The sequence below is a fragment of the Pseudoalteromonas sp. K222D genome, from assembly GCF_017653575.1.
Taxonomy (GTDB): Bacteria; Pseudomonadota; Gammaproteobacteria; order Enterobacterales; family Alteromonadaceae; genus Pseudoalteromonas; species Pseudoalteromonas nigrifaciens.
This window is the reverse complement of the sequence record NZ_JAGGDL010000020.1, coordinates 1-23,876: the sequence shown is the minus strand read 5'-3', so window position 1 is coordinate 23,876 and position 23,876 is coordinate 1. Positions and strand designations below refer to the sequence as shown.

General features: G+C 39.0%; 22 protein-coding genes. 10 read left to right on the top strand and 12 right to left on the bottom strand.

Annotated features, from left to right (window positions below; all coding sequences use genetic code 11):
* Positions 1-39: 39 nt before the first annotated feature.
* Positions 40-1,260, top strand: a complete 1,221-nt coding sequence (locus tag J5X91_RS11270) for a Xaa-Pro peptidase family protein (RefSeq protein ID WP_011329847.1) — start codon at positions 40-42, stop codon at positions 1,258-1,260.
* A gap of 82 nt (positions 1,261-1,342) precedes the next feature.
* Here J5X91_RS11270 and J5X91_RS11265 read toward each other — a convergent pair whose 3' ends face one another.
* Positions 1,343-2,218, bottom strand: coding sequence for a DMT family transporter (locus J5X91_RS11265; RefSeq protein ID WP_010553617.1), 876 nt, complete (start codon positions 2,216-2,218; stop codon positions 1,343-1,345).
* A 97-nt stretch (positions 2,219-2,315) separates the two neighbouring features.
* Between J5X91_RS11265 and J5X91_RS11260 the strand changes: the two genes are divergently transcribed.
* Complete coding sequence (locus J5X91_RS11260) at positions 2,316-3,215, top strand: LysR family transcriptional regulator (RefSeq protein WP_208834868.1); 900 nt, start codon at positions 2,316-2,318, stop codon at positions 3,213-3,215.
* Between the two features lie 49 nt (positions 3,216-3,264).
* Here the strand turns inward: J5X91_RS11260 and J5X91_RS11255 are convergent, their stop codons facing one another.
* From J5X91_RS11255 to J5X91_RS11225, 7 genes are all read right to left on the bottom strand, one after another.
* Complete coding sequence (locus J5X91_RS11255; RefSeq protein ID WP_208834867.1) at positions 3,265-3,645, bottom strand: STAS/SEC14 domain-containing protein; 381 nt, start codon at positions 3,643-3,645, stop codon at positions 3,265-3,267.
* 117 nt (positions 3,646-3,762) lie between these two features.
* Complete coding sequence (locus J5X91_RS11250) at positions 3,763-4,455, bottom strand: cupin domain-containing protein (RefSeq protein ID WP_208834866.1); 693 nt, start codon at positions 4,453-4,455, stop codon at positions 3,763-3,765.
* Between the two features lie 175 nt (positions 4,456-4,630).
* Positions 4,631-6,103, bottom strand: a complete 1,473-nt coding sequence (locus J5X91_RS11245; protein ID WP_011329843.1) for a carbon starvation CstA family protein — start codon at positions 6,101-6,103, stop codon at positions 4,631-4,633.
* A 302-nt stretch (positions 6,104-6,405) separates the two neighbouring features.
* A complete protein-coding gene (locus J5X91_RS11240) occupies positions 6,406-7,320 on the bottom strand; it encodes a carbohydrate kinase (RefSeq protein WP_011329842.1) in 915 nt (304 codons plus the stop codon).
* 2 nt (positions 7,321-7,322) lie between these two features.
* On the bottom strand, positions 7,323-8,846 hold the full coding sequence (locus tag J5X91_RS11235; protein ID WP_208834865.1) for a mannitol dehydrogenase family protein: 1,524 nt from the start codon (positions 8,844-8,846) through the stop codon (positions 7,323-7,325).
* Positions 8,847-8,906: 60 nt separating this feature from the next.
* Positions 8,907-10,628 carry a hypothetical protein gene (locus tag J5X91_RS11230; protein WP_179807724.1) on the bottom strand — a complete coding sequence of 574 codons (1,722 nt, stop codon included), beginning with the start codon at positions 10,626-10,628 and terminating at the stop codon, positions 8,907-8,909.
* A gap of 179 nt (positions 10,629-10,807) precedes the next feature.
* The gene (locus J5X91_RS11225) at positions 10,808-11,488 is read right to left on the bottom strand and encodes an HAD family hydrolase (RefSeq protein WP_197107835.1); all 681 of its coding nucleotides are present in this window, start codon (positions 11,486-11,488) and stop codon (positions 10,808-10,810) included.
* Between the two features lie 353 nt (positions 11,489-11,841).
* Here J5X91_RS11225 and J5X91_RS11220 point away from each other — a divergent pair, with 353 nt between their 5' ends.
* Positions 11,842-13,377, top strand: coding sequence for a catalase (locus tag J5X91_RS11220; protein ID WP_208834864.1), 1,536 nt, complete (start codon positions 11,842-11,844; stop codon positions 13,375-13,377).
* Between the two features lie 111 nt (positions 13,378-13,488).
* Positions 13,489-14,022 carry an ankyrin repeat domain-containing protein gene (locus J5X91_RS11215; RefSeq protein ID WP_208834863.1) on the top strand — a complete coding sequence of 178 codons (534 nt, stop codon included), beginning with the start codon at positions 13,489-13,491 and terminating at the stop codon, positions 14,020-14,022.
* 40 nt (positions 14,023-14,062) lie between these two features.
* On the opposite strand, the gene yddG is transcribed toward J5X91_RS11215, so the two are convergent.
* Complete coding sequence (yddG, locus tag J5X91_RS11210; RefSeq protein ID WP_208834862.1) at positions 14,063-14,983, bottom strand: aromatic amino acid DMT transporter YddG; 921 nt, start codon at positions 14,981-14,983, stop codon at positions 14,063-14,065.
* A 277-nt stretch (positions 14,984-15,260) separates the two neighbouring features.
* On the opposite strand from yddG, the gene J5X91_RS11205 reads away from it, so the two are divergent.
* Complete coding sequence (locus J5X91_RS11205) at positions 15,261-15,743, top strand: putative 4-hydroxy-4-methyl-2-oxoglutarate aldolase (protein ID WP_011329835.1); 483 nt, start codon at positions 15,261-15,263, stop codon at positions 15,741-15,743.
* A gap of 108 nt (positions 15,744-15,851) precedes the next feature.
* On the opposite strand, the gene J5X91_RS11200 is transcribed toward J5X91_RS11205, so the two are convergent.
* Positions 15,852-18,356, bottom strand: coding sequence for a S8 family serine peptidase (locus J5X91_RS11200; protein ID WP_208834861.1), 2,505 nt, complete (start codon positions 18,354-18,356; stop codon positions 15,852-15,854).
* 563 nt (positions 18,357-18,919) lie between these two features.
* Between J5X91_RS11200 and J5X91_RS11195 the strand changes: the two genes are divergently transcribed.
* The 4 genes from J5X91_RS11195 to J5X91_RS11180 are packed head-to-tail and all read left to right on the top strand — an operon-like array spanning position 18,920 to position 22,054.
* A complete protein-coding gene (locus J5X91_RS11195; RefSeq protein ID WP_208834860.1) occupies positions 18,920-20,425 on the top strand; it encodes a curlin in 1,506 nt (501 codons plus the stop codon).
* Between the two features lie 42 nt (positions 20,426-20,467).
* Positions 20,468-20,869, top strand: coding sequence for a curli production assembly/transport protein CsgE (locus J5X91_RS11190; protein ID WP_011329832.1), 402 nt, complete (start codon positions 20,468-20,470; stop codon positions 20,867-20,869).
* Between the two features lies 1 nt (position 20,870).
* Positions 20,871-21,281 (top strand): curli assembly protein CsgF, encoded by a 411-nt coding sequence (locus tag J5X91_RS11185; RefSeq protein WP_011329831.1) that lies wholly within the window; start codon positions 20,871-20,873, stop codon positions 21,279-21,281.
* Positions 21,281-22,054 carry a CsgG/HfaB family protein gene (locus J5X91_RS11180; protein WP_179807727.1) on the top strand — a complete coding sequence of 258 codons (774 nt, stop codon included), beginning with the start codon at positions 21,281-21,283 and terminating at the stop codon, positions 22,052-22,054. The genes J5X91_RS11185 and J5X91_RS11180 overlap by 1 nt, the downstream gene beginning before the upstream one ends.
* Before the next feature lie 52 nt (positions 22,055-22,106).
* Here the strand turns inward: J5X91_RS11180 and J5X91_RS11175 are convergent, their stop codons facing one another.
* On the bottom strand, positions 22,107-22,796 hold the full coding sequence (locus tag J5X91_RS11175) for a LuxR C-terminal-related transcriptional regulator (RefSeq protein WP_208834859.1): 690 nt from the start codon (positions 22,794-22,796) through the stop codon (positions 22,107-22,109).
* Between the two features lie 282 nt (positions 22,797-23,078).
* Positions 23,079-23,600: a hypothetical protein gene (locus J5X91_RS11170; RefSeq protein WP_208834858.1), complete on the bottom strand. Its 522-nt coding sequence runs from the start codon at positions 23,598-23,600 to the stop codon at positions 23,079-23,081.
* A gap of 172 nt (positions 23,601-23,772) precedes the next feature.
* On the opposite strand from J5X91_RS11170, the gene J5X91_RS11165 reads away from it, so the two are divergent.
* Positions 23,773-23,876 (top strand): helix-turn-helix domain-containing protein (locus J5X91_RS11165; protein ID WP_208834892.1); only part of this gene is annotated, 104 nt, incomplete at its 3' end.

Here is a 23,876-nt window from a genome sequence, read left to right as displayed (position 1 = left end):
CCGCACAAGCACAATAGCCGCATAAAAGAGGAGATCATTATGACCACAATTGGTATTGGCACCCAAACCAAAGAACAAGCACTCGCTAGCTTAAGCAATATGACCAGCGATTTAACCCCTATTCAACCGGCAGAATATTTATCTCGTATAGCCAAAGCGCAAACGTATATGCAAAACAATGGCATTGATGCCATTTATTTAAATGCAGGTACTAACCTGGCTTATTTTACCGGTATGCGTTGGTATGCAAGTGAGCGTTTAGTTGGCGCAATTTTGCCTGCTAAAGGTGAAGTGCAATACATAGCTCCTTATTTTGAAATTGGCTCACTCAATGGTTTTAAAGTAATTGACGGGCCAATCCGTGGTTGGCAAGAGCATCAAAACCCATATCAGTTATTTGTTAATATATTAACGGAAATGGGTATTGCGGCTAATGGCACTATTGGTATTGACGAAAGCGCGCAGTTCTTTATTTTTGATGGTATTAATAAAGCGCAAACGGGCTTAAATTTAGTGAATGCTCAACCTGTTACAGCACATTGTAGAATGCATAAATCAGCCAATGAGCTGGCGTTAATGCAACGCGCTATGGATATGACCTTAGTGGTTCATCAAGCTACGGCAAGCATGCTGCACGAGGGTATTAGTACCACTGAAGTTGAAGAGTTTATAAAGCTAGCGCATCAAAAAGTAGGCGCGCCGGGTAACTACTTTTGTATCGTGTTATTTGGGCTTGCAACGTCATTTCCGCATGGGGTAAAAGATCCGCAAATCCTTAAAAAAGGCGACATGGTACTTATTGATACTGGCTGTAAAGTACATGATTACTTATCTGATATTACCCGCACTTATGTGTTTGGTGAAGCAACTGATCGCCAACGTCAATTTTGGAATAATGAAAAAGCAGCACAAATTGCAGCTTTCAATGCAGCAAAAATTGGCGTGCCATGTGAAGACGTAGATACAGCTGCGCGCAGCTACTTAGCTGAGCAAGGTTTAGGCCCTGATTATCAAACACCTGGTTGCCCGCACCGTACAGGCCACGGCATTGGTTTAGATATTCACGAATGGCCTTATTTGGTAGGCGGTAATAAAACGCCACTAGCCGCTGGCATGTGTTTTAGTAACGAGCCAATGCTGGTTATACCGGATGAATTTGGGGTGCGCTTAGAAGATCATTTTTATATGACCGACAGTGGTGCAAAATGGTTTACCGAGCCTAGCCACAGTATTGACGACCCGTTTGGTTTACAAAAGTAATATAAGCTCTAATTAACTTATATTTGTTTATTTGGCTTAAACGACTTTTTACTACTGCGCAGTACACACCACGCGCAGTAGTTTATTTTGTGAGTTGACGTTTAACCAATCGCTGTTTGTTTTTTTGTACGTTAGCCAACCATACTAAGGGTAAAATAATTAACGATGCGCCAATTATTAAGCCAAGTGTAGGTACTTCGCCAAACCAAAATAAACCAACAACGACAGCCGCCACTAAGCCACTATATTCAGCGCTAGCAACTTGGCTCGATTCGATTTTGCTATAAACATACACGCAAATTCCCGCATAAATTAAAATAAACAGTGTAGAGCCAAACGCAGTAATAAGTGCGGCCCAATGCCATGGCTCGTTTTCCCACAGCGCCAAACCTAATCCCACAGGCATACCTACTAAATTGGTAAGTAACAAAGTTTGCATAATACTATGATGTTTAGGTAACTTTCGTATTAGTACATTATTTATTGCCAGTGTAATTGCGACTACAAGTGCAAATATAGCCGCCCAATTAATGTCGGTAGGCTGAATAACAATAAGTACCCCTATAAAGCCAATAACAGCCACAGCTATGCTGCTTTTTGTTAGCTGTTCACGAAATATCATTACTGCTAAAGGCAGCATTAATAAAGGCGCTGCATAAAAAATAGCGTTAGCGGTTGCAAGCGGTAAAGCTTTTAGCGCAAACACCATAAATATAATACCAAATAACCATACATGTCCGCGTACCGCATGCCATTTTAAACCGGCAAATAAATGTTTTTTATTCGCCGACAAACAAAACGGGAGCAAAATTAATACTGCGGTAAGTTGGCGCATAAATACAAACTGAAACGTGGGGCTTTCTGCTGGTAAAGTTTTGATTATAGCATCAGAAAAAACCGCAATAATATTACCCACCACAAGTAATGTCATGCCTAAGCCAACCGATATTTTTTGCATTGTTACTCCGTGCCCGCAAATTAAAAACGCTAGCATAGAGCAACTCGTTTAATTATGTATAATGATTAAAATACTTTTAGTATGAGTTTAACTAATAATGAAATTACCCCCATTACGTGCTGTTCAGTGTTTTGAATCTGTAGCGCGATTAAATAGTTTTTCTAAAGCAGCAAAACATCTAAATGTGACGCAAAGTGCCGTGAGCCATCAGGTTAAATTACTAGAGCAATATTTAAACGAGCCGCTATTTAACCGTAGTGGCCGTAGCTTTTCGTTAACCGACGCGGGCAATCGTTACTATCAAGAAGTGAGTCATTCATTAACCAGTTTAGCCTCTGCCACACAAAAAATACGTTACGGCGAGCCTGGGCATATTCGTTTAGCACTTTATAGCTCATTAGCTGTAAAGTGGTTAATACCGCGACTAGAAAGCTTTAAACATGACTCGCCAGATATCGACTTAACTTTAAATATGATTGTAGATGAGGCGGATTTTAGCGACCGTGTTGCCGATTGTTTTATTACCACAACGCCACCTAAAGGTGAGTTTGTCAGCTTATTTTTATTTGCAGAAAAGCTTTACCCTGCGTGTGGCAAAGGCATGTGGCAGCAATTAAAAAATCAATCGCTGCCCAATGAATTATGGAAGCACCCGCTGTTGTCGGTGCAGTATGATGAGTCAGAGCAACGTAGCACCAATGACTGGCAGCAATGGTGTAAAAGCGGCGGCTTTGAGCTGCCTAAAAACGTAAGAGTTAATCACTTTAGTCACGTTATACTGGCCGCAGAAGCTGCGCGTTATAATTTAGGTATTACGCTTATTGATGCGTTTTTTATTGACTCACAGCACGATAACCACTTAGTTAAGTTGCCACTGCATGGAGTTGAAACCGGCTGTAAATTTTATTTTGTATATAAAAAATCGCGAGCAAAACAAACCGATATTATTACCCTAAGCCGCTGGCTAAAAGCCCAGTGGGCCGAGGTTAAAAAATAAAAACACATAACTTTACTGCTATTTTATTTATACTTACCACACATTAATACTACTCTTTTAGCCACTCAATGGCTGTGGTGGCGTTTTCAAAGTAGGCTACTTTACCTGCTACAAACCAGCCCGCTACTTTGGCTAAGGTTGCTTGCCACTCTTTATTGCCGTAAACAGCCACTTTTTTAAAGTTTTTACCGTGTTTTAACCCAAGCTTTAAGTCATCCCATGCAGCTCTAATTTCCCAACCTTCTAATTGTGAGCCATCTATCAGCACTTTAACTATAGGGTGATCCACTTTACTTAGGGCTGAGTCGATCATCGGTGTAATAATCTTATAATCTTTGTGAGTTAATGTACCTACCGCTTTTAGCGTTAAAAAAAACTCACTTCCTGAGCGTTCAATGCCAATAGATAAACCGTGCGTTAAACCAACCATAATAAGTACTCTTACAATAAATGTACTTTGAGTATAGGTGATAGCTTAGCGCTCATACTGATACAACTCAAAGATCAGCTATAACGGGTGTTTTGCTACTTCATTTGAAGTGGTTAATTATGCATTTTTTAATCGAGTGATTTGGTTTGCTACATCAGTTAAATAACCGGTTTTAAGCCAGACTGTTGCGCCTGTACTTCCTGCTTTAGCATTAACAGTGCTATTAATAGGCACTCTTAACCAGCTATTTTTAATAAGGGTATCTGTTTGCTCGTTAAGCAACCCCTCAAGTACTAACAGCTCAGCCCCATCCTTTGCATTTATAACCATGTCGGCGTTAGGTTTAAAGTGCAGTAAGCTTACCTCTTCAAAGTTATCTTTATATAAAGAAATTACGCTAACATTATTAAACTGGGGGTGCGTAACGCCTTGCATTTTTTTAGTGTGTAAACACACATGCTGTCTATCTTGTGGTTGAAACTGCCACAATTTTACAAATATTACGCAGCCCCCCCGAGATCCCGGTTTGTGCTTTGACTGGGGAGGATTGCGAATATAACTACCTACAGGGTAATCGCCGTGCTCATCTTGAAATACGCCATCGAGCACTAAAAACTCTTCACCACCTGTATGTATATGCGGCGAAAATTCACTGCCAGACGCATAGCGCACTATGCTTGTAGCGCGGGCAACTTCATCACCTACTCTGTCCAAAGGGCGTCTATGTACTCCCGCCATTGGCGAGGCTACCCACTCTAGTTTTTCACTATGTACAACAACGCGCTTACTAAAATCAGCGGCTATTTTCATTTTTTTTTCTAACTCAGTTAAAGCAATTAACAAATAATAACAGTTATATTAGTAGCATTAAATTAAGTCATGTTATTTAGCCGTAAGTGTGATGGAGCTTTTATTATTAGGCATAAAAAAACGAGCAGGTTTAACTGCTCGTTTTTAATTAACACTTATGATTTATAGTCATTTTTTAATTAATAACTTTTACTCTACCTTTGTGCTTAGAGTGCACTATGGCAAGTGTAATAAAGCCAATCACTGCTACCACTGCACCAATTGGTTTGCCCATATCACTTGATAAGTTAAGACCAATTGCCGCTGTCATAATATATGAAAGCGTCACTGCTGTGGCGATTACTGCAGGAATACTGGCAATCCAATGGAATGCACCGCGGTCAAACAAGTACTTAGTTGCCAGCCATAATACGCTAGTAGAAAGCAGCATGTTTGAGAACGCAAAGTAGCGCCAAATAAGCGAGAAGTCGAGCTTAGTCATAAAGTAAGCAATTGCTAAAATTGGAATCGCTACTAATAAACGGTTACGTAAGCTTTGTGGAATATTAAACGCATCAACTACAGTTAAACGCAGTGAACGGAACGCAGTATCACCTGAAGTGATTGGGAATACAGCTACAGCAATAATAGCCATAACACCACCAAATACACCTAAGTAGCTATTAGCAATATGATTAACTACTAAACCTGGGCCACCTTGATCAAGTAATGCTTTTAAACCTGCATAACCTTCTGGGAATGCTGCAATACCAGCAAGTGCCCAAACACAACCAACAATACCTTCACACATCATGGCGCCGTAATATACGGGGCGTACATATTTTTCGTTTGTTAAACAGCGTGCAATAATAGGTGCTTGTGTTGAGTGAAAACCACTAATAGCGCCACAGGTAATTGTTATAAATAACAATGGCCACGTAGGTAAACCATCCGGGTTGGGCTCTAAAAAGTCATGTGCATGATCGCCACTAAAGTAAGCTAAAAAGTCACCTGCAACAGGTAAGTGTGGTGCGTTAATTAATAACGAAACTGCAATAGCAACTGTCATTACAATCATTAAAGCGCCAAAAATTGGGTAAAACTTAGTAATAATTTTATCAATTGGTAGCAAGGTAGCTAAAAAGTAATACGCTAAAATAGCCAACACCCAAAAGGTGTTATTTGCCAGCATTGTACCTTCAAAAAAATCAAGGTTACTTAATAAGCCCGCAGGGCTCATAATAAATACTACGCCTACAAAAAATAGTAGCATGGCAGTAAATATCAGCATAAAGCCTTTAAATACAATGTTGTAGTAATGTCCGGCTATTTCTGGCAGGCTTTTCCCGTCTTCTTTTATACTCATAACACCTGAGAAGAAGTCGTGAACAGCACCACCTAACACGTTACCTAGTACAATCCAAACTAGTGCAACGGGCCCGTATAAAGCACCAAGAATAGGACCAAAAATAGGACCTACACCGGCGATGTTTAAAAATTGAATTAAAAATGCACGCACAGGATGAATAGCCACGTAATCAACACCTTCGCTAAAGCGCTGTTGTGGTGTTTCAATCGTTGAGTCTAAACCTGCTTGCTTTTCAACAAAGGGACTATAAAATTTATAACCCAGTATTAAAATTGTGATGCAGATAAAAAAGATGATCATAAAGCATGTTTCTCTTTTTGTATTTGTATTAAAGAGCGCACCGTTTGCCGCTCCGGCCTTTCATTACGTGAATAATTGACGAACATTAACAAAGGATTAATATTCTTACTATAAGACGTTTAGCTAATACTATAGTCGAATAAAATAACTTAGACCTATTTCGTTGCCTTATTGAACGTTAACTGTGCAGAATGTAAAGATTTAGAGTAATAAAAAAGGCAGTTTTACTGAGTAAATCTGCCTTTTTTATTCTGCCCGATAAGTTATCGATAAAAATTAATAATACCTTATCACCAATTTATTTATGGGTTCATAAACTCATTTATTTGTTGATGCGTTAAAGTAGGTGTTGCTCCGGCACTTTCGGCGACCATAGCACCAACAGCGCAAGCAAAGTCAACCGCATGTTGTGCGCAATCACTACTGCACAGCTGATAAATTAACGAGCCTAAAAACGAATCCCCTGCGCCAACTGTATCAACAACACTAATTAAATAGCCTGAGTTATAGTAGTTTTCGCCTTTAATGGTGAGTAATGCGCCATGGCTGCCTTTAGTTACACATAAATATTCGGTATTAGTTTGTGCAGCAATAAAGGCTAAGTTTTGCTCAAGCGAATGAAACTTACAACCCATAGCTTTAGCAATTTCGTATAGCTCTTCGTCGTTTAATTTGATGAAGTCGGCTTTGTTCATTAAATCTACGAGTGTTGCTAATGTGTAGTGAGGCGCACGTAGGTTTACGTCAAATACTTTAAAGTTTGCTACATCAACTAATTGATTTAATGTTGCCAAAGACGTTTCGCTTCGCCCTATTAGGCTGCCAAATACAAATACATCGCTACTTTTAACTTTACTCAGTAACTCATCTGTAAGCGCTATATTATCCCACGCTGTATCTGCCACTATTTCATAACTTGCTGAGCCACCACTGTCGAGTGTTACCTCAACCGTGCTGGTTTTTTTGTCACTGTTAATAGCAATATAATCGCAGCTTACGCCTTTGCTCGCAATTTCGCCGAGCAGCTCAGCGCCTAACTCGTCGTTACCAACGGCGCTGATCATGTCGGCTTTTATGCCCAGTGAGTTAATACGCACACACATATTAAGCGGCGCGCCACCTAGGCGTTTACCAGAGTCAAAACAATCCCACAGTACTTCGCCAAAGCAGCTAACACTTACGTTTTCGCCTGATTTATGATTAATTAAAATACTCATAATTAGTTACTCTTTTGCTCAAGTACAGCCTGCATAATGGCTTTAATTTTACTATTAGGTGCATAAAGCGCAGCAATCGATTTTTTATACTCTGCAGTAAACGTGTCGTTATGTTCAAGCTTACCAAACAAGCTTGTTAGCTTTAAAAATGCAGTTGGGTTAGCTTGGCTTTGCTGCGCATATGCATTTAGCTCTTTTTGCATAGCATCTTGAATTTCAAGCTTCTCGCCGTTTTCACTTACACCTTTATCGCTGTATAAACACCAAGTAGCAATGACAAGTGTTGCCAACGATATATCTCGACCTTGTACTAGGTTTTCGTTAATGGTGGCAATTAAAAACTTAGGCAGTTTAGCTGAGCTTTCACTGCAAATACGCGCCAGGCTGTCTTTAATATTAGGGTTAGCAAAACGCTCTATTAACGTATCTTTGTAGCTTTGAAGATCAATACCTTCAAGCGGTTCAAGGTTTGGCGTTACTTCTTTATCCATAAAAGCACGTAGGTATGTAGCAAATAATTCATCAGATACCGTTTCGTCAATTGTGCCATAACCATGAATTGAACCCAATAAACCAAGCACAGAATGCCCAGCATTAAGTAAACGTATTTTCATGGTTTCATAAGGCGTCACATCAGTTACAAACTGTGCACCAACAACATCCCAATTTGGGCGAGAGTCACTAAATGTGTCCTCTATTACCCATTGTGTAAACGACTCACAAGTAATTGGCCACTCGTCGCTAACACCATAGGCATCAACCACGTAATCAATATCACTCTTTTTAGATACAGGTGTTATGCGGTCAACCATCGCATTTGGAAACGATACGTTTTGCTCAATCCACTCACTTAGGTTTTTGTCTTGCTCTGTAGCAAAGGCTAAAAGCATTTTGCGTGTTACGTTACCGTTATGCTGAATGTTATCGCACGACTGTACTGTAAACGCGCCCAAACCTTGCTCTTTACGCAGTTTTAGCGCAGCAGTAATGTAACCAAACGCCGTAATTGGGTCGTTCGGGTTATTAATGTCGTTAATAATATCTGGATTGCTGTAATCAAATTCGCCCGTTGCCGGGTTAAAGTTATAACCGCCTTCGGTAATAGTAAGCGATACAATTTTAGTATCGCTGTGTGCGAGTTTATTAATTACCGCTTGTTTGTCCTCTGGAGCAAACAAAAAGTCGATCATTGAGCCTATTACTTTGTTATCTATTTTACCGTCTGGGTGTCTAACAGTTAGCGTGTAAAGGTAATCTTGCTGCTTTAAAATATCACGCAGACCACGGTTACCCTCTAACAGGCCAACACCACATATGCCCCACTGCTCAGAGCCTGGGGTTTTTAAAAGCTCGTTAACATATACCGCTTGGTGAGCACGATGAAAACCGCCCACGCCAATATGAATAATCCCCGCTTTAACGGCGCTACGGTCGTAACTTGGTGTGTCAACATGGCTTGGTAATTGAGCCAAGCTTTGTTGGTTTAGCCCTGTAACAAGAGCGTTTGTGTGTTGATGTTGCGTCATGGTGCGACCTTACTAAACAAAAATAAAATATAAATTACGATACTGTATTACGATAAGTAATTACGATGCTGTATTGAGTACTTTATGGCGTTTTAACGACCAGTACGCAGTAACAAAATAAATAACAGTACAAATAAAACAGGCAATTTCGAACTGCGACTTATTAGCGCTGTACATCACCATAGTGTCACTGAAAAACATCACTTGGCTGGCAAATATAAAAATAATCACTAATGAAATAGTCGATATGCCATTAAGAACTTTGGTAAATACAGAGCTATCAATTACTGGCTTTGGAATGTCTTTAGCCTCAGCTGCTTGATATTCTTTAATATTACGTTGCTCTTGCTCTTCTGCTGCAATCTCTTGCGTGTAATCTTCACCGGCACCGTATTTTTTAGCTAAAAGTGTGTAAATAACGATGGTGAAAATCCAGGTAGGAATAAACAAGTAGTAAAACGACATTACATCAATTGCGTTTAAGCCAAAACCGAACACAAGTGCAAGTGCCCATGAGGCAATAGCAGGGATGCTGCGGGTAATATTTTTATATTTAGCCCAGTAACGTGTTAAGCCAATTTTAGGAAATAACACATGCTCGGCAAATACAATGCCGCCCACTGGCACAACTAATAAACCGGCGTAGGTAAGTAGTGGTAGCATTTGTGAAAATACAAACGGGAAACACGCAATAATCACGGTTACCACACCTACAATAGCGGTGGTGCGTTCACGTGATTGATTAACAAATATAGATTGTGCTGCAAGGCCAGCGCGGTAAAGGTTTGCGTTAGCTGTAGTCCAACCGGCAATAATTACAATAACAAAGCCAGTCCAACCTAATGCATGGTATGCAACATCGCCCGGATCAAGTGATGAAATAGTTGTTTTAAGTAATACCGCAACACCTGCGCCCATAATACCGGCAGAGATCCACGCTAAGTAATGACCAAAAAACATACCCACACCAGAGAACAAGCCATAGCTTTTGCGTTTAGCAAATCTAAAAATAGCCATGTCGATTAAACCAAAGTGAGTAATTGAGTTAGCAGCCCATGCAAAGCCAATCACTTCTAATAGGCCAATGCCTTTTTCACCATCGGCATTGGTGCCCGTCCAGATGGAGGAGTCGCCTATGGTCATAAAGTCGCTAAAGCTAGTTAAAGAGGTAGAACCCAATACGTGGTTTGAAAGCTCAGGGAATAACGCGAACGAGCCTGCAATAAATATAACAAATAGCCAGGGCGCACACAGTTTTGAAAAGTCAGCAACGGTTGAAAAGCCATACATAGCAACAAATACAACAATTGAGCCAACGGCTAAAACAATGGCGACAAACCAAAAGCTGTTTGGATACCAATCAAGCTGCGCGGGTATGTCGAACAAAAACCGCACGGCGGTGGAGGATACCGTGATCATGGCCGCCGATATAACACTAAAAATAACTACATTAGCCCAGTTATAGAGCTTGGTCATTGAGTTACCAGCAATTTTGTTTAAGTAGTTATATAAACTTAAGCGGGTTTGTACTGCAATGGGTGCCGTAATTAGCCACCAAGAACACATTGCTAGCAGGTTACCTATTAATAACCCCAATAGAATGTCGATGGTTGATGCGCCTAATGCAACAAAGGTTGCGCCAATAACAAATTCAGTGGCAGCAACATGTTCACCAGCGTATAGCCCTGCAAAATGTTTCCAGCCGTGAAGCTTATTATTAGCAACCGGAAGTTGCTCTTCGTTTACATCTTTAAATGTGTGTGTGTGTGGACTCGTTGCCATGGTATTTCCTAGTTGTTAACAGCAAAGTACTTAATACCTAAAGACTTTGCTTCTTATAATTTAGTTTTATAAACGCGTAACCACTTGTTTTAGTTTTTATAATTAATATCAGTACTAACAACGCTTATATTTTGCCACTTATAAACCCTATAAATGTGTGTTGGTATAAGTAGTTATGTTTAAATGTTTTTACTTTTAAGGGCTGGATAAGCTGTAAAAAACTGCTGCCAATGGGTTAAGTGAGCAACATTTGGATACGCTTTATGAACATAGTTAATGGCCGCTTGCATGTGCTGCCCGCCACTATAATGCAGTACTTGCATATTGGCATTTATGGCTGCGCATACGCCAGCTTCGCTGTCCTCAATTACCAAGCAATGCTCTGGTTTTACGCCCATTTGCTTAGCTGCATGTAAAAATAAGTCGGGGGCGGGTTTACCACGCTTTACTTCACTGCTGGTAAATATCGTATTGCTAAAACAGTTACTTAAATTAACTATATCTAATGCTTTAGCTGTACGTGCTGGACTGCTACTTGTGGCAATACATTTGGGCACAGCTAAGTTATTAAGTACTTCGTTTATGCCATCGGTTGTACTGAGCGCTGAACCAAACTCGTTTAAGAGCGCTTCTCGGTAATCATCTTCAAAGCTATTTGGCAAAGTGACATTAAAGGCGTTTTGGATTTTTTGACTTACGGTTTTAAAATTACACCCCAAAAAGTGTTGCTGTACATATCCGCGGTCAATGTTAACCGTTAAATACGCAAGCATATCAATCAACACTTGAGCGCTGAGTATTTCACTGTCGATGACTACCCCATCGCAATCAAATATTACTAAATCAATTTTAGCGTTCATTGGGTTACCTTAAACATTTACTTTTTGTGCAAAACACCAAATGAGCATAAGCCCGACTAGCGAGCATATTCCCTTTATTGTTTTTGAATGTCAACAAAAAGTGAACGAATTTACTTGTCGCTACTACAAACATAAATAAACAAAACTAAAAGCCGCTGTATTTAATCAAGTTTACAAAAAATATATAAACCTAAAATTGGATCTAAAAGTATATTTTAAGCCCCTCTTGCAATCTTATTTATGAATTATTCCAATCTATTTAATCAACTTTACCGAACAAAGGAATATTCATACACTCCTCAACAGTTAAACAGCCAGCAGCACTGCCGGCAATTTTAAATAATAAGGTCGACATGAATATTTTATTAAACGCAATAAACAAGAATACAAAACTAACATTAAGCGCGTTAACACTTGCGATGGCATTACCAGCAAGCGCGGCTACATTAACTAAAGACAACGGCGCAGCTGTTGGCGACAACCAAAATTCAATAACTGCAGGCGAGCGCGGCAGTGTGTTATTAGAAGACGTACAACTAATTCAAAAACTACAACGCTTTGCACGTGAACGTATTCCTGAGCGTGTGGTACATGCGCGTGGTACGGGTGCTCATGGTGTATTTGTGGCATCAAAAAGTTTAGATGATTTAACCATGGCAGCACCTTTTACCGAGGTCGGTAAAGAAACTGACGTTTTTGTACGTTTTTCATCGGTAATTCACTCAAAAGGTAGCCCAGAAACACTGCGCGACCCACGTGGCTTTGCGATTAAATTTTACACCGATCAAGGTAACTGGGATTTAGTGGGCCTTAACTTACCGGTGTTTTTTATTCGTGATGCAATTAAATTTCCAGATATGATCCATTCATTAAAGCCATCACCTGTAGATAACATTCAAGATCCTAACCGTGTTTTTGACTTTTTTTCATACGAACCAGGCTCTACTCACATGTTAACGTGGGTTTATAGCGACTACGGCACACCAGCAAGCTTACGTAAAATGGATGGTTGGGGTGTTCACTCTTATAAAATGATCAATAAATCGGGCGATGTTAAGTACGTTAAATTTCATTGGGTAAGTAAACAAGGCATTGAGAATTTAAATGCAAAAGAAGTCGCTGAAGTTCAAAGCCAAGACTTTCAACATTTAACGCGTGATTTATACAGCGAAGTAAATAAAGGTAACTTCCCAGAATGGGATCTGTACATTAAAACGCTTGATCCGTCGCAGCTTGACGACTTTGATTACAACCCATTAGATGCAACAAAAATGTGGTTAGGTGTAAAAGAAGTGAAGGCAGGTACATTAACGCTTAATCGCATGCCAACTAACTTTTTTCAGTCAACAGAACAAGTAGCAATGGCACCGTCTAACATTATTGCGGGTATTGAACCCTCAGAAGATAAGTTATTACAAGGGCGTGTATTTTCATACGCAGATACGCAAATGTATCGCCTTGGTGCTAACCATCAACAGTTGCCAATTAACCGTGCAAAAGTGGAGGTAGTTAACTACAACCAAGACGGCGCAATGAACTATGGTAATACTCAAAGCAACGTAAACTATCAACCAAGCCAAGAAAACGTAGCTGAAAACCCAATTGCCCGTAGGAGTAATACAGAGCTTAAAGGTTTTGTACAACAAGCCGCCATTAAAAAGCAGCAAAACTTTGCGCAAGCAGGTGTTTTATACCGAGGTTTTAGTAAGCAAGAACGTACTAATCTGATCAATAACCTAGCGGGCGATTTAGTAAAAATAAAAGACAGTAACGTTAAGCACAAAATGCTTAGCCACTTTTACAAAGCTGATAGTGAGTACGGTACACGTTTAACTAAAGCCATTAATGGCGATATTAAAATAGTTAAGCAGCTTGCAGCTAACCTGTAATTAGCAAGTTACAAAACATTAGTCCCAACTAAACAAGCTGTTATATAAGTAACCACAACCATGAGGAAGGAGGCAACCAATCCCCTTCCTCTTTTTAAAAGGTATAAAGTAATGCGTAATTTATTAATTATAGTAGTGCTACTAATAAGTTTTACCAGTAGTGTTTACGCTCAAAATACAACGGATACACAAACACCTAGTACACAACTTGAAAACCAACACTCAGCGCAAACACAATACGAGAGTTTATTTGCTTATTACTTTGCTGCTGCACGTACCAACGATACCGCTGTAATTAAGCAATTTGTAAGTGCCGGCATTCCTATCGACAGCTACAACAATAAAGGTTACACCGCATTAATGATTGCTACTTACCATGGTAATAAAAACACGGTTAACACACTTTTGCACTTAGGCGCTAATGCTTGCATGGAAGACAACCGAGGCAACACAGCGCTAATGGCCGCTATTTTTAGAGGTGAATTTAGTATAGCCAAAACACTGGTATCACTTGATTGCGACAACGCACATCAAAACAAAGCAGGCCAAACAGCCGAGCAATTTGCACACACATTTGGCCAGCAAAAAGTGCTCAATTTACTCACGCAGGTTAAAACTCTAAATAAATTTCAAAAGCCCTTATAAAAGAGCTTTAGGTGTAACTAAACTTTAGCGGACTGCTTATTTAAGTCGTTACTTCTACATTATATTTTTGGGGTTTATCTCGCGTTACAAAGTAGCAAATTAGCGAGCCAACTGTTACTAGTACTACCCCTTGCCAAAACGAAGCACTTAACGTAATAGACAAATACAACGCCGAAATAATAGTAGAAAACACCGGTGTAAAGTACGAAAGCGTTCCTAGCAGCATTAAGTTACCGCCAATAATCGCTTGATTCCACAGTGCATAACCACTGCCAACAACTACACCCGCAAGTAACAATGTCATGCTTGAGCTGATTGAAAACGTTAATGGCGCTTCATTACTAAAACCATATTGCGCCCACAAACTCATTGCCGTAACAGTAAAAAATAACGTAATAGCATTTTTACCACTACTTATTTTTTGCGTTACTACGCAATAAATAGCCCATATAAACGCGGCAGCTAATGCCATTAAATAAGTAGCAGGATTATCAGCAAAGTTAGTAACTAACGTATCGACTGACATTTCTTGATCGCCCGTAATACACCAAGCAACCCCTAAAAAAGCAATGATCATACTTGGGTAAACCCAGTAACTTACTTTTTTACGCCCAATAATAATAGAGAGCAATATAGTCAGCGTGGGCCATAAATAATTAATTACCGCCATTTCCATAGCCTGATGACGACTATTTGCCATACCGATAGAAAGTGCCAAGCAAATTTCGTACGACACAAATAATAAAGTACCTACTACCAAGTAGCGTTTCGAAAAACCACTAAACTTAGGCACTCCCATAACCAAAATTAAAAATATCGCACTTACAGAGTACATAGCCGCAGCACCACCAATGGGGCTAAACAACTCAGAAATATCCCGTAGTAATGCCACTAAGCAGCTCCACAGTAATATTGCAGCGACTCCATAAAGTGTATATTTATTTTTGCTTATAAAATCCATATTAAACCTAAAGTACTACTTAATAATCTGAAGCTAAACTAACAGTAATTTTTTGTTTTAACAATAACATGCCGTTAATCTGCAGTGCATAACTAGCATTATCAAAGCTAAATATTATCACTATAGTTATAAGCAATAAGCGTAAACAGCCATTCAGTGTTTAAATTTAGCAAAGCAGCACAAACGCTAGGTAAATTAAAGTTACTGACTCTTTTGTCTCGTATTACCACTTTTACAGTGGTGTGGTTAAATAACTCACTAAACAGAGAAAGCAAATATGAACAAGTTCACGACTCCCGATCTATACGACGAACACCGTGATAGCGTACAAGTAGCCGACTGTGGATTACAGCACTTTGGCAACAAAACCACCTTTAGTGGTCAAGTCGTTACTGTAACGTGCCCCGATGACAATTCGTTTGCCGCTGAAATACTTCATCAAAATGGCGTAGGTAAAGTGCTGGTTATTAACGGCTTTGCTAGTAAACGCTTTGCATTTATTGGCGATATTATGGCAGAGCGTGCTTTAAAAAATGGCTGGGAAGGTATAGTTATAAATGGTTGTTGCCGAGATATTGAGATTCTTGCTACCTTAAATTTACCTATTATGGCGCTTGGCTCAACACCACGCTGTACGTTAAAGCGAGGTTGTGGTGAAAACAATCAAGCTATTGCCATGTTAAGTGTCTGCATTGAGCCTAATGATTGGCTTTACGCCGATGTGAACGGGCTAATTGTGAGTAAATATAAACTTAGTTAGTTGCTAAATCACAACTAAAATAGATTAGCTGCCGCTTTTTTAATAAAACCTGACACTAAAAAGCCCAGCATTGCTGGGCTTGTGTCATATTAATAGGTAACTATTTTATTAGTTAAAAGTTACTGTCACTATGTTTGAACACACGTTTTCAGTTACACACACTTGATAGTCGTACGCAGGTAGTGTTGCACCACGTACATAATCACGATAACGACCGTTATCTGAGGTTGTGCCTACTAACTCGCCATTACGATATACATTTAATGACTGAGCACCCACTTGCTGCCAACTTAGCTCTACACGCATTGTGCCTAAGCGTGATTTATTAGCGCGCTTAAGGCTTAGCTCAATCTCTACATCACTCACTACTACAGTTTGAGTTGATGCGTTGGTATTGCCTTCGCTGTCGGTAACAGTTAATTCAACTTCATAGCTACCTGCCACTGCATAAGCATGCACAGGGCTTGCATCGGTTGATGTCGCACCATCACCAAAGCTCCACTGCCACTGTGTAATATCGTTATTAGCATCTGTGCTACTATCGGTAAACGAAGCCGTTAAGCCTTGTGTTTCAACGCTAAAACTAGCACGTGGTGGTTGCGGGCTTACCTCTCCAATTGCACTTAAAGTAAGTGACCAGCCATTTATATTACCTGTATCAGCACCAGCGGTGTCTTGTACATGTAATCCCCAATCGCCAGTGGCTACTTCGCCATTAAATGTATCCGAAGTGAAGCTTTTAATAATATCGTCTGAGCTACCGCCCTCTTTATTTTGTAACGTTATTGTAGTGCCTTGCGCTGAGATAAGCTTTACAATTAAATCACCAGACCAAGTATGACTAATGTTAACATCGGCAACTGTATTAAAAACGGTTAACTCATCTGCAATCGTAATTACAGAGCTTACACCTTCTGGCGCATTATCAGGAATAGCAATATTTTCATCACTGCTGTAAGTAAAATCATTCAACCCCATAGGTTTAACCATTAATTTTACAGTGCTTTCCTTAACTCTATCATCCGACGTTGCTGTAACGGTAAACTCATATTCACCCCACTGCGTCTCTTCAGTGGTAGGTACTACTAACTGTACTTCTTCACCTGGGCGAGCAGTGTTTCGTGAAAGTGACGCTGAATCTAAATTACCTGTCAATGCAAACGCAACATCACCATCCCAATTGGCAATTGAGCCTACACTAAACGTATAGCTTGCTGACTCACCCGCAGTGATCTCCTGTGACAAAGGGCTAACGCTGAGTTTAAAACCTGGGGTTGGATCTGCGTCAATTAGCGCTTGGTTTACATTTAATCGTGTACCAGCAACCGTTTTACCCTGTAGTGCTGCGTTAGCATCGCCGCTACTCATTAATAACTCTTTTAATTCTAACGCTGTTAGATCTGGGTTAACTGATAAAGCAAGTGCTGCAGCACCAGCAACATGAGGCGTTGCCATAGAGGTGCCTGAGTAACTACTATAAGCGTTTCCTGGCACAGTAGATAAAATGGCAGTACCTGGGGCACCTAAATCAACACTTGTTAAGCCCCATTGTGAAAAGCTCGACATAGCATCATTACGATCTGTACTTGCTACAGATAAAATACTATCGTGCTCATAGCTTGATGGATAATGAGGGTTAAGATCATTGTCTAATGCATCGTTACCTGCCGCAGCTACAAAAAGTATATCCGCCGCTTCGCTTGCATCAATCGCTTCAGCAAGTGCTTGGCTAAACCCGCCGCCGCCCCAGCTATTGTTTAGCACACGAAGGTTAACACCTGAATTTTTAAGGCTAATCATATAATCAATACATTTAATTGCCCCAGAAGTACTCCCCGTGCCATCAGCAGCTAAAAATTTACAGCCAACAATAGACACTTCATGGTTTACCCCTACAACACCGATCGCATCATTGCCACTTGCACCAATAGTCCCTGACACATGAGTACCATGCCCTTGGTCGTCCATTGGATCGCCACTATCAGTAATTGCATTGATACCATAAATGTCATCTATGTAACCATTCCCGTCATTATCTATACCATCTCCTGCAATTTCAGCGGTATTTACCCACATATTACTTGCAAGGTCATTATGGCTATAATCAACACCGGTATCGATTACACCTACCACTACATCTCGGCTACCAATAGAAATAGTCCATGCTTCTGGAGCATCAATATCTGCATCAACGGTACCACCTGACTGGCCTACATTATGTAAGCCCCAAAGTTCATCAAAACGGGGATCATTGGGTACATTCGCAATACTAACTTTATAATCAGGTTCTACATATTCAATGGCTTGGTGCGACTTTAAGCGCTCAATCGCTTCTTTGGTGCTCATGCCCGCTACTTTAAACTTAGCAAGGCGACCTGAAAGTAATGAGGTATAGCTGTCATCTATTTCATCATTATTTAAATCTGAAATTTTAGCTCTAACTAAAGATCTTGCATGCTTTCGCATTGCTGGGGTGGCATTTTTTTTATATTTAACAATTAAAGAATCACTAGTCGCTGCATCTTGTTGTTGCATCACACCAACATCGGGCACTTTAGCGGCGGCTAAGCAAGGTAGAAGTGCAAGTGTAATAATAGATAATTTTGTTTTCATTGTTCTATCCATAGTTTGGGTTAACTTAGTAACACTAAGTAATTTTATTTACTACTTCAGTACAAGGGATCACATGGCAAGCTATTAGAAAACAGCTAAAGATAAAATTACACAAGCAAGAAAAGCAAAAACCAATCATTTTGACTAGATTTTCATCGGAAAAACATAAAATACAGCCGTTGTTATGAACTTGTTAAATAAGTTAAAAGTGTAGACCTCCTTCTTTTTTACTGCTTTTTGTATAAAACCATAATAAAAACAAAAAACAACCATAAGCACATGAAATATAAGTACTTTAAAATTGGTAAAAAATGATGATTTAACAAATTAAAATTAACTAATACAGTTAACACCATGATTATTGTTTCACTGTGAGCAGCTTGTACTTTATCTAAGATGCAAATAAGCAGTGAGCGCTGGTCATACTTAACACTTTACATACTTAAAAGTAATCAAGTGGATCACAACACATTATATCAGCACGGCATGCTGAAACAGAAAATACCTAATTAAAACAGATAATATCTAGGTATTTTATTTTTACTATTCAAGGAGAATAAATAATGAAATTAACTAAATCAATTTTAAGCTGCGCAGTTGCAGTTGCAATGGGTGCAAGCTTCGCTTCTTATGCAAATACAGATACTAAATCAGCCTCAAATTCAGAAATAGGTACGGCCATTTCTGTAATGAGCACATCAAATAACATGACTTTGATACAAAACAACAACAATAACGATGCATTATTAGTACAAGCAGGTGATAACAACACCATGCTCGCTACCATTGATGGTAATGAAAATTACACAGAAATTACGCAAAACCAAACTGGTAATTACGCAGGCGTTGCTACTGTGGGCAATAGTAATACAGAAGAGTATTCTCAAGATGGTGTTGCTAACGGTTTAATCTCGCAAGTAACCGGTGATTACAACTCTTTAGTTGTTGCCCAAGAGGGTGTTGGCTTTTTAGTAAATAACGAAGCTATAAACATTATCACGGGTGACGATAATACGATTGATGTAGCTCAGGGTGCTGGTGGCCATTGGTTTTATAACCTTGATATGCAAGGTAATGCCAACGAAATCAGTGCAGTACAAACTGGTGAGTGGCACGAAGCTGAAATAACATCATTAACCGGTGATCAAAATACTATTGATATTGAGCAATCAGGGGTTTATTGGAACGCATTTACAATCAATTCTTTACAAGGTAATGATAACGACCTTGATATTGAACAAGATGGCTCGCGCAACATAGCAACCTTTAGCGATGTATCGGGTGATGCTAATGAGCTAAAAGTTGAGCAAGATGGTGAATCTAATGCAGTTAACTTTGCTGCTATTGTTGGTAGTGATAACGAAATAGACCTTGATCAAGAAGGTACTAGCAATACAGCAGATTCGGCTCTATTTTTAGGCAATAATAATGAAATTACTATTACTCAGTTAGATACTCTCAACTCAGCTACAGCTGAATTAATTGGTGATAATAACGAATTAACTGCAACTCAAAATGGCTTTGGGAACGAAGCATACATGGGTGTTATTGGTTCAGATAATGAGTTTTTAATTAACCAAGTTGGTGATTTAAATGCCGCACATCTGGTTAACTTTAATGGTACTGGTAACGATGTAGATGTATTTCAAAATGGTGACGAAAATACAACAGTTGTAGAGTCTTCTTACCCTAATACGGCACTAACTTCTAATGATAACAATATTGATATCATGCAAAGTGGTGTAGCAAATGAAACCATGGTTACTCTTGCTGGTATATTAGATAGTAATGCAAACCGAATTGATATATCGCAAACCGGTGAAATCAACTTAGTTGACATTATGGTTGAAGGTAGCGGCCATAGCATTGATATTTCACAAGAAGGTGAAGGAAACTGGGTTACAGGTATGGATCAGTCAGCCTTTTTAATTGCTGGAGAGGATGTTTCATTTACTGTTAATCAAATTGGTAACGATAACCTTGTTCAAGGCGGCATAATCGGCTCGAATAACATGGTATCTGTTACGCAAATTGGTGACGGAAATACAGCTACAGTTACGCAAATGTAATTGCTAAGGTGGGGGGGAGGTATACTTCCCCCCTTTTATAATATGAAAAATAATAAAAGCATATATATTAGCTACTTACTATCAGTTTTACTGTGCTTCTCACCTGCAGCATTTGCAAATGATGAACTAGAAATAGATGGCTTATTACTCGATAGAAGTATTAGCCGTTTTGGCCATCAGTTTTATTACAAGTTTTCAAACTACTGGAGAGACTTACCTTCAACTGCGGGTTTTAATATTGAAATAAAAGAAACCGTGCTACCTAAGGCTGGCACCAGGCTTTCTTTAATAATGAATAACCAACTTATTTATGCAACTTATTTAGGTCGTAGGTTAGAGCCTCTTGACGAACGCGTTGAACAAGCAGTTTATATTGTAATAGATGCAATGGCTCGCTCAAACATGGCTGTATCGTCTCCCGATATGGCTGTAAACGGATGGTAAAATGAATAAAATACTACTTATAATAATAACTCTAAGCTTTTCAGCTAGTGCAACTGAATTAATTTACACCCCAATTAACCCAAGTTTTGGCGGCAACCCACTCAATGCAAATATGTTGTTGAGTAAAGCTCAAGCGCAAAACAAACACAAAGCACCTGTCATCGAAAGAGATTATGCAGAACAATTTCAAGACTCTTTACAGCGTACTTACCTAAATAGAATGGTCAGAGAAATTACCAATATGGCATTTGGTGAAGACTCTGAAGACAGCATATTTAATCAAGACTCTATATTTATGAGTGGTGACTACCAAATTGAAGTGATCACCAGTACCACAGATACTATTACTGTAAAAATAACAAATATGCTAGATGGCACCATTGTGATCATCGAAGTACCGAGGTTTGGATAATGTATAAACTGCTAATAACAATAATATTACTTACTTTAACGGGCTGTACAACGATAGGAAATTTAATTCCGCCATCGCAACAAAAAGCCATAAGTTTAGAGCCTACTGAGATTTTTGCTGATTTAAAAAACTTACCCAAGCCAATGGGCAGCATTCCCGTCTCTGTTTATTCATTTAGAGATCAAACGGGTCAATACAAACCGCAAACGAATGTTAGCTCTTTTTCAACCGCAGTTACTCAAGGGGCTAATTCCATATTAATTCAGGCATTGCATGAATCAGATTGGTTTACACCGGTTGAGCGCGAAGGGTTGCAAAACATACTAACTGAGCGGAAAATCATTCGTGCTGCCCAGTCAGAAAACCCAAATCAAGCCGATTTACCGCCATTAACAACAGCTAAAATTATTTTAGAAGGCGGTATTATTAGTTATGACACCAATGTAAAAACCGGTGGCCTAGGAATGGAGTACTTTGGTATAGGTGCATCTGAATTATATAGAGAAGATGCTATATCTATTTATTTACGTGCCGTAGACGTACGTACAGGGCAAGTATTACTCTCGGTAGCAACCAGTAAAAAAGTATTGAGCCAAGAAATGCGTGCTGGTTTTTTTAGGTATGTAAGCTATAAGCGCCTTGCCGAGGCAGAAGCTGGCTATAGCGATAATGAACCTATGAGCATTTGTGTTACTCAAGCAATTGAAAAAGCGCTCACTGATCTTATAACCAAAGGTATTGATAAAGGCTTGTGGGCTAAAAAAGTAAGTTAATAGCAAACAAAAATGGCTACTTATAAAAGTAGCCATTTTTTAATGCATGTAATTATTGTTTACTCATAGGTAATAAAACCGATATATAACGCTGCGCCCAGTTAGCTAGCTCAATCCTATTACGAGAACTTGTTTTTTTAAATGCGCTGTATAAATGAGTTTTGACTGTATGATCGCTAATATTTAATTTATCTGCGATAACACTATTACTCGCCCCTTGTGCTATTAGATGAATAACTGAACGCTCTCGTTTAGTTAAATGTTGATAATCGTCCTGCTTTAATTCTATGCCTTCGTGTAAACTATTAAACGAAGAGGTTGCAACTAAAATATCGCTAAATGCTTGGGAAAGTATCATTCTAGTAAACCATAACTCGCCCGCATTTATTTTAACTAAACCTTTAAAAACTTCCTCACTTGGCGTCGACTTATAAAACACACCATTAACATGGTTAAGTAGTAAGTTTTTCTCACATATTGCTTTACGCTCAACATTAAATATCACCACATTATTTTGCCTCGCTAAAGCGATTAAATCTGCAGGTACAAGGTTGTGCCAATTATGCGTGGCGCCATCAATTAGATACAAAGTATATTGTGCACGTTGCTCAACTTTTGGCAGTGCATCATCCATATTTATAGTGTTGAACAAAGCCTGGAGGGTTCTTAAAATATCCTTATAACTATACGAGTAAGCCGATGATTTTAAATTTGTTTTTATAAAAGCTGATTGCTGTAACATAAAACTCTTCCTTAGAATTCTTATGTAACACTACCTAATTTTTGAACAACTTACAATACAGTTTTTACATTTGTTCACAGTTGTTAACCACCTATTTTGCAGCTAACTATCAGCGTGCTTTGCAGCCTTAAGTATCTATTAATTTAACCCAGAACAACCATTAGTTATTGTATAAAACACTATAATTAACGAAACAAAAACTCACATTAGTAGAGGCTAGAGCTAGCTAGCACAAGTAATTAAAACTTAGAGTAAAGCTATAAAAAAGAGCAATCAATAAATTTAGTTTATAGTCACTTTTAACTTATTCAGTGCGTCAACTGAAAAGCCTCTATCGTAAAAATAAAGTATTTTACCGCTGTTATTTATAAGTACTACACGGGTATTGTTGGGGTTTTGATTACCAGTGAATTTTTGTACTTTTTCGCCGTCTTTATAAATAGTGATCACCCCTGCCCAAAGCTCTTTTGGAATTCCTTTGCGCATACCACTATCTATAAATGCGCTAAACATACGAGGTGCCATACCTGCAATAGTGGGTAGTTCGTAGGTAGGAATAATAATACCGCTCATGTCTAAACCAATTAACCAGCGATCAATGTCAAACTGACTATCTTGCTTATAGCCTATAAGCAAAAGTGTTTTATCTGCATTAAAATCGCTTGGAATGGTCACTTTATTTTGCGTTAAACTTTCACCATTAATCGTTGGAAATTGTTTACCCGTTACTTGCTGATTGGGGTACTGAGTGGAACATGCCGCTAGAAGTATAAATAAAAAAGCAGTGAGTATTGATTTAGCCATAGTAAATCCTACATTAAATTTTTAGAGTAAACGTGAGTAATAACATACGCTAAGCGTTACTTTATCGACTTTTGCCGTAAAACACCGTTCCTTTAGGTCGGTGATATAAGGCGATAGTCGCGAAGCGGCTAAATGAATTGTTCCTTTTTAATTAACTGTATATAATAACAGTATGATTATTCGCAAAGCTTATAAATTCCGTTTAAAAACAACACCCGATATTAACGCTAAAATGGCGCAATATGCGGGAAATTGTCGATTCTTGTGGAATAAAGC